Source organism: Paracidovorax cattleyae, from assembly GCF_900104515.1.
Classification (GTDB): Bacteria; Pseudomonadota; Gammaproteobacteria; order Burkholderiales; family Burkholderiaceae_C; genus Paracidovorax; species Paracidovorax cattleyae.
The window spans coordinates 1-10352 of sequence record NZ_FNJL01000059.1 but is presented as its reverse complement, the minus strand read 5'-3'; the positions used below and the strand labels follow the sequence as shown (position 1 = coordinate 10352).

Sequence of the window (10352 nt, the reverse complement as noted above, 5' to 3'; positions counted from 1 at the left end):
CGAGGTGATGGTGCGCATCCTGGTCTTGAAGCGCCTGTACAACCTGTCGGACGAGCAGATGGAATACCAGTTGCTGGACAGGGCGAGCTATCAGCGCTTTTGTCTGCTGCAAGACGCGATGAACGTGCCGGACCGCAACACCATCTGGCGCTTCGGCGAGCGCCTGGGCGTGGATGGAGCGACCGCTTTGTTCCAGGGAGTGGATGCGCAACTGCAGCGCCACGGCTACATCGCCCGGGGCGGGCAGGCCATCGATGCCACGCTGGTGCCCGCGCCCCGCCAGCGCCTGGACAGGCAAGAACGCGAGGCCCTGGGCGGATCAGCGTGCAGCAGGTGGCATTGGATGCGTTCGGGAACGCTGTGGGCGAGTCTCTTGCGGCTGCAAGCATGGGAGGCGGTTATCGAGGTCAAGGGACTTCTGCCAGTCCGTATGTGGATCCGGATACCGGAGAACACATCGTGTTTGGCAAGCCGTATAAGTCAGACTTCCCGCAGATGCAGCAGTTCGTAGGCGCCGTCGGCGATGGTTCGACGCCGCCGGTAGATCGCAGCAATGATGTGCTGCTGGCAGCCGGCCATGGATTCACGATGGGACGCGGCCCTGTCTCGATCGAGCAGCGTGGGCGTACTGTATACATCACCGAAAAGGGGGTTGAGCCCTCCGTCGATGCAATGCTGGCCAAGGCCCAAGCCGACATGAAAGATCTTGATCGATTGCGCGATGAAGAAATAACCTCCGCATTGAACCGCAATAGCGTGATTCGCGAGACCGTGACGCCGATCTTCGAGCCTTTCACGACCGAGGCTCCACCGATGTTGCGCGCGATCGCTGGCGGTGTCGGTGATGTTGTGACAGGGACGATAGTGGGGTTGGCGGACCTGACGGTCGCACCTCTCGCCGATTTGGCGCAGACCGGCCTGAAGGCGCTGCACGGCGCAGTTACGGGGGACTACCAGCCCCTCACCCCGCTGAGTTCGTACGCTGACGGCGTTGTGAACGGCGGCATGGGTACCTGGGACGGTATCAAAGCCACCGGGGTGAGCGTTTTCAATGTCTCGCCGCTCGGGATGGTTTATCACGCAGGCACTGGCGCCTATGGTTTGACCACTGCTGCGATGAACGGTGATGTGCGTGGATTGACGCGAGAGAGCCTCTGGCTCGGCTTAAACTTTGCGGGAGCGGCGGTTGTTCCCATGGGGATGACGCGTACGCCTGCCACGCGGAGCTTTCTGGTCCAGTCTGAGACTCAACTGCCATTTGGCGGTGTGAAAGGTGCGGCGACAAGTCGCATGTCCGAGTTGCAGTCAAAGTGGGGTGACCTTACTGCCGGAGAGCGTAGGGCACTGCTCGAGAGCAAGAGTGAAGTGACTTGGTCGAACTGGCTAAACCAGAGATATGCAGCGGCCAAGGCGGTTAACCCGAAGACTCACTTTCTTGAGAGGCATGGGCCCGGCACTGAACTGCTTGATCAAGAAATCCGAGCGTCGTCCAAATTGGCTCCGGACGGAAGCATTGACAAGGCGTTCCGCGATTCGACAAGATTCTTGTCTAATCGGGATATGGGTGCTGCCATGCAGCGCGCCGACTCAATATTTCAATTGAATGGTGGTGTGAACAAAGTGTACTCATTTAAAATGGAAGGGCTTATCGGTGAGGGGTATACTAAATCGCCGGGGCTTGATTGGATGTTTACGACGAATGTTAATGCTGTTTTTAGAAATGGTCAGCCATATACTATGTTTCCGCTGCTGAGGCCTATTCCATGAAAACCAGTAATCTTGTTAACGGATATATTCTGAGCAATCTCTTCTATGAACTGATGTTCTTAGATGAGAATGGTGTTCAAGCGAAAGATGATGATTGGGTTAGCCCGGAATTCATGGAACAACTAATTAGAGATTTTGTTGTTCCTCGATATGATTCCCTAAAGTGTGAGACCAAAAAAGTTGTTGAGAACACGCTACGCTATCTTATTGCTTCTGAACCGGAAGGTAGTGAGATGTGGGATATAATTTGGCAGGCTTGCTCGGCTCCAATTCCTACTCCGCAGGGGGTTCGCACATTCATTTTCCAGTGCTATTGCATAATGTTTCCTGGTTCCCCGCTGCCATTAACTGATGACGTTCAAACACTCGTTGTCAATCATGACGCTCAGATTGCCAATCGGCTGAATTGAATTTGGCAATGTTGTAGCAGACGGTATCCCGCTAGTGTCGTGAGTCCGAAGTTCGATGAACTACTGTTTCGGATTTCGATCATTCGTGTACCGTGGCGTACTCGACGAGGCAACGATGAGCGGACGACCCAAGGCACCACTGGTGCTGACCGAGAAGGAGCATGAGGAGCTCATGGCGCTGACATTGCGCCGCAAGACCTCGCAGGCCCTGGCGCAGCGCGCCCGTATCGTGTTGTCGTGCGCTGAGGGCATGGACAACAAGCTCGTGGCCACGCGCCAGCGGGTCACTCAGCAGATGGTCGGCAAGTGGCGTCGCCGCTTCGTCGAGCAGCGGCTCGACGGCCTGCTGGACGCAGCGCGCTCGGGTGCGCCCAAGACCATCGAAGATGCCCGCATTGATGCCTTGATCGCCAAAACGCTGCAGACGACTCCTGTCGGCGCCACGCACTGGAGCACGCGCACGATGGCAAGTGCTACGGGGCTGTCGCAAAGTGTGGTTTCGCGCGTTTGGCGGGCCTTCGGACTGCAGCCGCACCGCCAGCAGACCTTCAAGCTGTCCAGCGACCCGATGTTCGTGGACAAGGTGCGCGACATCGTGGGGCTCTATCTCGATCCACCGCTGATGGCGATGGTGCTGTGTGTCGATGAGAAGAGCCAGATTCAGGCGCTGGACCGTACGCAGCCCATCCTGCCGCTAGCGCCAGGCATCCCCGAGCGGCGAACCCACGATTACGAGCGCCATGGCACAACGACGCTGTTCGCGGCGCTCGACATTGCCACCGGCAAGGTCATCGGCCAGACGCATCGGCGCCACCGCAGTAGCGAGTTCCTGCAGTTCCTGCGTACGGTCGATGCCAATACGCCTGCGGTGCTCGACGTGCATCTGGTCATGGACAACTAAGGCACACACAAGACCGCACTGATCAAGAACTGGCTGATCAGGCATCGCCGGTTTCACGTCCACTTCACGCCGACATCGGCCTCCTGGCTCAACCAGGTCGAGCACTGGTTTGCAACGCTGACCCAGCGCTGCATTCGACGCGGCACCCACCGCTCGACACGTCAACTTGAACAGGCCATCGTCAGCACATCGAGATCAACAATGCCGCTCCAAAGCCGTTCGTCTGGTCAAAGACCGCTGATGAAATCCTCGCCAGTGTCGAACGCTTTTGCATGCGAACTTCGGACTCACGACATTAGCTTTTGATGAGCCTCTTGTGGATCGACGAGACTTTATGTCGATCGTCCTGGATGCATTGGAGTCGGTCAAAAATTAAAGCATTTGGGAATGTCATGGGCAGCACAATGCGAACAGATGCAGCGAGGAAAATTGCGTTTTAGGTCGACTACCGCTACGACGGCGCGGGCCAGCTCATCGAGATCCGGGACAACTACCTCGGCCAGACCACCCGCTACGAATACGACCTCGCCGGCAACCGCGTGGCCGAGAAGATGTCGCAGAAGACGCTGCTCACCTCCGGCCTGCTGGACGACGTGGTGTACCAGGACAACCACCTGGTGTATGACGCGCAGCACCGGCTGCGTGCGGTGTTCGATGGGCGCTCGGATGTGCGCATCACCTATGACCTGGCAGGCAACCGTTCGCAGGTGAAGACGCACGTCATCAACACTATCCGCACGACCACGGAGCAGGGCGGGCTGCAGGAGCGGCAGGTGGTGCACACCGACACCACGGACTTCCAGTACGACGCGATGAACCGCCAGGCCTGGAGCCAGCAGGTGTCTTCCGTCAATGGCGGCGTCGAGACCCATACCTACGAATACGACCTGGCGGGCAACCGGACCCTGGACAGGACGGTGACCAATGGCCAGACGAAGACCTACACCTATACCTATGACGATCTGCACCGCATCGACTATTACCGGGGCGATGGCGCGAGCGATCAAATGGACCGCATCAGGTACGACGGCGCGGGCCGCCAGGTCGCGGCGCGCACGCTGATCGGCGAGACGGGCGGCAGCTATGAGTACCGCTACAGCCAGTACGACGCCGCGGGCAAGCTGCAGGACGTGCACACGGTGGTGCGCAGCTCGAAGACTGGCGACAACCAGAAGGTCTCGCAAACCACCAACGTGGCCTACCACGATGCCGGCGGCGTGACGGGCCTGGGGTACGACGCCGCAGGCAACCTGAAAGGCGTGCGCCAGGACGGGGACGGCGGAGCCACGACCACGACCTACCAGTACACCTACCTGAACGGCAGCTGGCAGCAGAGCGCAGCCCTCACGCGCCGCGGCGGTGACGTGGTGGGCACGATCACGCAGCGCGACGCCAACGGCTTCGTGGTGGGCATCCGCCAGCCGAAGGCGACGGGCAGCGCGGCGCAGGCCCCGGACGGGAGCCTGGCGGCAGCACTGACGAACCAGGCGACGCAGGCCACGAGCAACGACGCGCGCTACGACCGCACGTTCGTCAACGACGCCAACGGCACGGCGGTGTTCGTGAGCCAGGGCGGGTTCAACGCGCAGGGCGAGGTGCAGAGCAGCATCGCCAACCCGGCCTCGGGCTACCAGGGCGGGGTGACGGGGAGCCGGCTGACGCCGGGGCACGTGCAGCGCCAGCTGGTCGCCAACGGCGAAGTGCTGGCGCGCTACGGCGACGCGCCCACCCAGGAGGAGAACACACCCCAGACCAACACCCCGGCGTACGTGGACACGGCGGACTTCCGCCTGCAGGCCGCGCAGATCCGCCCGCGCCACAAGAGCCTGGACCCGGTGGCCTACACGGTGGTGGGCGGGGAGACGCTCAAGGACATCGCGCGCAACGTGCTGGGCGACGCGAGCCTGTGGTGGCGCATCGCGGAGGCCAACAGCCTGGCGGTGTCGGGCGACGGGGCGTTGACGGCAGGGCAGACGCTGACGGTGCCGAAGCTGTCGCTGAATGCGAACGGCGTGGAGACGTTCCAGCCGTACGACCCGAGCCAGGCGATGGGGAGCATGGATCCGGTGTTGCCGGTGCCGGCGAACGGGGGGGGCTGTGGGGGGATCGGGGCGATCATCATGGTCGCCGTGGCCGTGGTGGTGTCCATCTACACCGCCGGAGTGCTCAGCGGTGCTTCGGTCAACATCATGCAGGCAGGAATGAGCGTGCTCAGCGGCGGCACATTCGGCGCGGGCGCTGCCGGGATTGCCGGCATGAGCCAGTTGGGTGTGGTCGGCGCAGCAATGGCGGCTGGCGCGGTAGGCTCTGTTGCCAGCCAGGCGGTTGGCAACCTCATTGGTTCGCAAGACGGATTCAATTGGAAGAGCGTCGCGCTCAGCGCGCTGGGCAGCGGAGTCGGCAGCGCCTTGAGCTTGTCGGGCGCTCTGCCCCAGTTGGGAAGCCCGTTCGCCGACGCTGCATTGCGCCAGGCGGTCTCCGGCACGATCTCCCAAGGCATCGGAACAGTGACGGGCTTGCAATCGCACTTCGACTGGAAGAGCGTTGCGGCCGGGGCCGTGGGTGCCGGTGTGGGAGCCACGGTGGGACAAGCACTGCAAAGCGGCAACGTGTTTGGGAGTCTGGGCAGCGAGTTCGCGACCGGGTTGGCCCGTGGAGCCGTGTCGGGCTTCGCTGCAGGGATGACCACCGCGGTGCTGAAGGGCGGGCGTGTCAGCGTGCAGCAGGTGGCGACCGATGCGTTTGGCAATGCCCTTGGGCAAAGCCTGGCGGCTGCAAGTGGGACGCAGGTCACCTTTGCACAGGACACTGCGGCAAGGAGTCGTGCTCTTGATCCCATGGGACTGCGACAGATGGCACCCACGGCGGCGTCGCCTGACGGTGAGGGCGCCGTAGCTTATCCGGTGCGGATGCCTGGCGACATCGAGACGCAGCCACTGCCGGCCCAAGTAGAAGATGTGCGCCGGACGGTGCGTGCGGGCGAATTTGGCGGTTCGCTGGAGCGGATTGCGCGCTCGGAGTTGGGCACTGGAGCCAGCCAGCGCGCCATCAACAACTACGTAGGCCAGCTCTTTGAGATCAACGGCATCAGCAATGCGCGGCGCATCATGCCCGATCAGTCCATCATGTTGCCCGGCGCGGACACGGCGGCTGCCACCACGGGGTTGAGGCTTTATGGCAATGACATAGCCATAGGTGAGCAAGCCGCCGCCGAGCAGGCGGCGCGGCAAGCAGCTGCGGCGCAGCAAGCAGCAGCGCAGGCTGCTACGCTGGCCAATCAGGATGTGGTCAGTCTTGCGGGAATGCGCGACCCGCGCATGCTGTCCAGACGTGACGCCGAAGCCATGTCACCCGCCAACGACGGCAGCCGTCCAGTCCAGTACCTCTCTCAATGGGACGGTGTGACCCGTCAGGCACCGATCGTCAACTACCTGCAGTCCACGCTAGGCGGGATGGACCCCGTGCGAGGCAGTCAGTTGTGGACTCAAGTTGCGAAAGGCTTGCCGGAAGCAGCTATAAACGAATTCGGAGGCTTTGCTCTGGCGAAGGTGCTGGGGGCGGGAGCCCGGATCTTCAATGTCGCGCGTAGTGAGACATCGCTGCTGAATGCAGAGTTGAATGCTACGTTTAGTAATGGGCTGGCTCGGGATTTGCCGCTGAGTGCACGTTTGGATGGGGTCGTGGGTGTCGGCAATGCCGGAGGTGCCTTTCCGCGAGAACCGGTCATTCTAGACCTGTTTGGCGGGCGCACGTCGCAAATTCCTGGCGCCATCAACGTCGATATCGTGGCTCAGGAAGGGGTTCGAGCATCGGCGACACAACTGCCATTTCGTGCGAATTCCGCCGACAAAATAGTGGCGAGTAACCCGTATCTTCCTGATGGATCTGGCATCATGGATTGGCTGCCGGGGGCGGCAGAAGCCTTGAAGCCTGGGGGGACGCTAACCATCAACGCCACGCCATTGAATAAGTTCGGTCAATTACCAAGCACAGAGGTGTTGGAATCTCTCGGATTGAAGGTCGTACAGCCTCCTGGGCCGCTGTTGCCTGACTTCCGAGGCAACGTATTCCGGTATACCGACGGTGGCGTGATTCCTCCAGGCAAGGTTGGCTCTACCGTTTTGAAGAAGATCGGAGATTAAATATGCAGCGAGTCATTGGTTATTTTGACGAACTCCACTTCGCGGAGAGCAATCTTGGCACCCCTATTTTTGAAGTCGGCTCGATGAAGATTCCTGTTACCGGCTTGCTCACCCTGAGAGGACATCCGCTTAACGACGGAACGTTCCGACCCTTAACCGGCAAATTAGTCTTTATCGGTGTCACGAAATCCGTCAGAAAGCTCACCGAATACATCGGTGACCCTAAGCAGCCGCAAGGGTTTAAGGATGAGCGGATCGTTGCTGACCTCGACGTGCAGGCTCAACCCGAAGGGAAGCGGTTTCTGCTTGAAGGAATTTTGCAGGAGCCGGTGGCGTGGGTGGATTGGGAAGTGGTTGCTGCTGGATTTGAGTTTCACGCGGACTGATCTGCAACCGACAACGGCGGTCTCAAACCTGGAGTGCAACACCTGAACCTCAGGTAACTTGCCCAGATAAATTCGCGATACACACACTTACAGCCCGGAGAACGTCTCACGCTGGTCCAGCAAGGATGGAGCGGGCGGTCCATCGCCGACTGCTCGGGCGTAGCTCCAGAACAGAGCTTGGGAGTAGCCCAGGCGGGCGAGGCAATCACCCAGATTGATCGTGTAACCCAGCAGAATGCAGCGCTTGTCGAGGAAAGCGCGTCTGCAGCCGCCAGTCTGGACCATCAAGCCAAACAGCTAGTTTCTGAGGTCGCGTTCTTCAAAACCATTGCGAGCTCAACAGACCGCCAGCTCACAGCTGTGTAAGCCCCTGGGCGAAGTAGTGATAGCATCCTTGCTTTACCGTGGGCTCACTGGACCGGGAACGGGCCATACGAGCCTTGGGCTGAGGCTGTTTTTCGCGAGGCAGATTGCGCGCGCACTATGGCGATGTCATGGGGCATTGCGAGAAGCATCGGGTTCATTTTACGCTGGAGCTCCCGACGAATTGAACTGGTCTTGCATGCCCGGTATGACCTCTTTCATTCCGGGAGCAACCTCCGCAATGCTGCACGACAGCAAGTGCCGACGATATGCTCTGGAGAATGTATATGAAGCGCGTTCGAGCGTCTTCACAGGCGCACTGACGCCGGCGTGATTGACTGCCTTTTCTTCCAGTACGCTGCCCAAGGATCCTCCTTCTGAAAGCTCAAGTACTCCCGTGCAGTTGCAGTGGTCCACTGCGCACCTCCCTTGAGCTCCGTAAGCGTGGTCTCAAGGCCCCCTTGACCCGGGCCAGTGTGAGCAACTCAGATGTCCAGTACGCGGCGCAGTAACGCGAAGCCCAAGCGCCAGGTGTTGCCGCCGCCGGCATCGACCGTCGCCGTGCGCTCGTTGATGCGCACGACAGTGCCGACCACGGTCTGCAGGTACTTGTCCTCGAAGGCCACCTTGTCGCCCCGGCGGAATTCCTCACGTGTGGGCTTCGGCGCACCTCGGTATCCATGAGGATCGACACGTTGCGCCCGATCGCCTCGCTGGCGCTGAAGCCGAACATGGCCTGCGCGGCCCTGTTGAAGGTGAGCATGGTCCCGGTTTCGTCGATGCTGCCGATGCCGTCGAAGGGAATGAAGTTTGGTGTTTGGACCTTCACGCTGACTGGTGTCGCGCTCGTGCTGCTTGACCCAGTTGTCTAGCGTCTGGGCGGTGCAGCCGATTTTGCTGGCGATGGACTCAATGCACGCCCATTGCGATGGATGTTCGCCACGGTGTTCCTGCACCATGCGCACGGCGCGCTCGCGCACCTCGGGGGAAAACTTCGACGTCCTCATCTTGGCTCCATGTTCTCAAATCACGGAGCCTTCGCGGAAAGCGGAGCGCTTAACAAAGATCCAGTGGTTTGACCTGAAATCCCTCAATGTCCGCGGCGCCTGCGCGCCGCTGCAAAGCCGACAGCTGCCACCAAAATCGCGGTCATACCCACCCCCCATCGGGATAGGGTGGGAATGCTCGTTTGCAATGGCTGGGTACCCGCAGCATTGAAGTTTTCCACCAAATTCGCAACGAAAGCGGACTGCAGATAGCCGGCGTCGAGAAAATTGGTGTCCAACACAGAGATGACTTTGCCTTGGGGCGCATTCGTCAAGGAGCCGCGCGGCCAGTCCGCCGCGGTACATCCGCTGGAGATGCACCTGCCATTCCCGACCGCAGCGAATGTTCCAGAACCACTGAAAGTGACTGCTGTCATCCGGTTGTTGAGCAAAAACCAACTGGCCAGCGTCTCGTTTCCAGGCCCATAACCATTGATGACCACCGAACCTGCACCCAAAGAGTTCAGAAAGCCCACGATTGCCGGATTGCGTGTCGGGGCAGCCCCGGGGTTCTCCCCCATCAAAAAGAGATTTCCACCGTTCTGAACATAGTAAGCAAGCTGGTCGCGATAAGTGCCCCCGATGCTCTGGTTGTATCCCAAATCCCAAACCTGTTGGTAGGCGGACAAACTGGCAGGCAGCTGGCTGGAGGGCAATACGGTAACGGCATTCCCCAAGTTAGCCTGCACGCCTGTCAAGTTTTGCACGGTCTGTCCAAGCATGCCACTGGAAACGATCAGAACGTTTGCGCTGTGCGCCAATCCTGCCATCCATAAAAGGGACAGCGTTATACCACGGGCCATTCGCATGGTGAGCTTTCTGCGGACGTTGACGCATAAATGTATCCGCTGTGCACTCAATTGCATACCTCATGGCAGCCTCGGTTGCCGGGTAACGGCACGTGCGTCTTAGAGGGTGTAGACGAAATCAACTGCCTGAACATTGCAAGTGATCTGCCCTAGGGAAGGTCTGCAAAACCCCATCGCGGACTGGCGGGTGCAGTGAGCAGCAGGCAAGATGGCGGGCATGACGCAAGAGCAGCAGATGCTGGGGTTCGATCCCCTGCCCAAGAAGACCCGCAAGGAGATCTTCCTTGAAGAGATGAACCGGGTGGTGCCGTGGGCGGCGCTGGTGGCACTGATCCAGCCGCATGCGCGCGGAGCGCACCAGGCACTGGGTGGACGCCCGCCGTTCGCCGTGGAGACGATGCTGCGCATCCACTGCCTGCAACTGTGGTGGAACCTGAGCGACCCGGCCATGGAGGAGGAACTGCACGAACGCCCGCTGTACCGGGAGTTCGCGGGGCTCTCGGGGCGGGCGCGGTTGCCGGACGAGAC

General features: G+C 60.3%; 7 protein-coding genes and 3 pseudogenes. 7 read left to right on the top strand and 3 right to left on the bottom strand.

Annotated elements, in window-relative coordinates; all coding sequences use genetic code 11:
• The 6 genes and pseudogenes from BLR05_RS24930 to BLR05_RS26895 all read left to right on the top strand — a co-directional run.
• Positions 1-313: pseudogene (locus BLR05_RS24930) on the top strand (transposase); the annotation flags it as partial.
• 146 nt (positions 314-459) lie between these two features.
• A complete protein-coding gene (locus BLR05_RS26285; RefSeq protein ID WP_167361346.1) occupies positions 460-1767 on the top strand; it encodes a hypothetical protein in 1308 nt (435 codons plus the stop codon).
• Complete coding sequence (locus BLR05_RS26280; protein WP_143016025.1) at positions 1764-2177, top strand: hypothetical protein; 414 nt, start codon at positions 1764-1766, stop codon at positions 2175-2177. Before BLR05_RS26285 ends, BLR05_RS26280 begins: the two co-directional genes overlap by 4 nt.
• 115 nt (positions 2178-2292) lie before the next feature.
• Positions 2293-3377: pseudogene (locus tag BLR05_RS24925) on the top strand (IS630 family transposase).
• A 240-nt stretch (positions 3378-3617) separates the two neighbouring features.
• Positions 3618-7220, top strand: coding sequence for a LysM peptidoglycan-binding domain-containing protein (locus BLR05_RS24920; protein ID WP_092840375.1), 3603 nt, complete (start codon positions 3618-3620; stop codon positions 7218-7220).
• Between the two features lie 2 nt (positions 7221-7222).
• Positions 7223-7606 carry a hypothetical protein gene (locus tag BLR05_RS26895; RefSeq protein ID WP_208606071.1) on the top strand — a complete coding sequence of 128 codons (384 nt, stop codon included), beginning with the start codon at positions 7223-7225 and terminating at the stop codon, positions 7604-7606.
• A gap of 848 nt (positions 7607-8454) precedes the next feature.
• Here the strand turns inward: BLR05_RS26895 and BLR05_RS24905 are convergent.
• From BLR05_RS24905 to BLR05_RS26270, 3 genes and pseudogenes are all read right to left on the bottom strand, one after another.
• Positions 8455-8595 carry a hypothetical protein gene (locus tag BLR05_RS24905; RefSeq protein WP_196290180.1) on the bottom strand — a complete coding sequence of 47 codons (141 nt, stop codon included), beginning with the start codon at positions 8593-8595 and terminating at the stop codon, positions 8455-8457.
• A 195-nt stretch (positions 8596-8790) separates the two neighbouring features.
• A pseudogene (locus tag BLR05_RS26275) lies at positions 8791-8976 on the bottom strand (transposase); the annotation flags it as partial.
• A gap of 83 nt (positions 8977-9059) precedes the next feature.
• Positions 9060-9824, bottom strand: coding sequence for an IPTL-CTERM sorting domain-containing protein (locus BLR05_RS26270; protein WP_167361345.1), 765 nt, complete (start codon positions 9822-9824; stop codon positions 9060-9062).
• A gap of 217 nt (positions 9825-10041) precedes the next feature.
• On the opposite strand from BLR05_RS26270, the gene BLR05_RS24895 reads away from it, so the two are divergent.
• The coding region (locus BLR05_RS24895) for a transposase (protein WP_434802845.1) at positions 10042-10352 on the top strand (311 nt) is incomplete at its 3' end.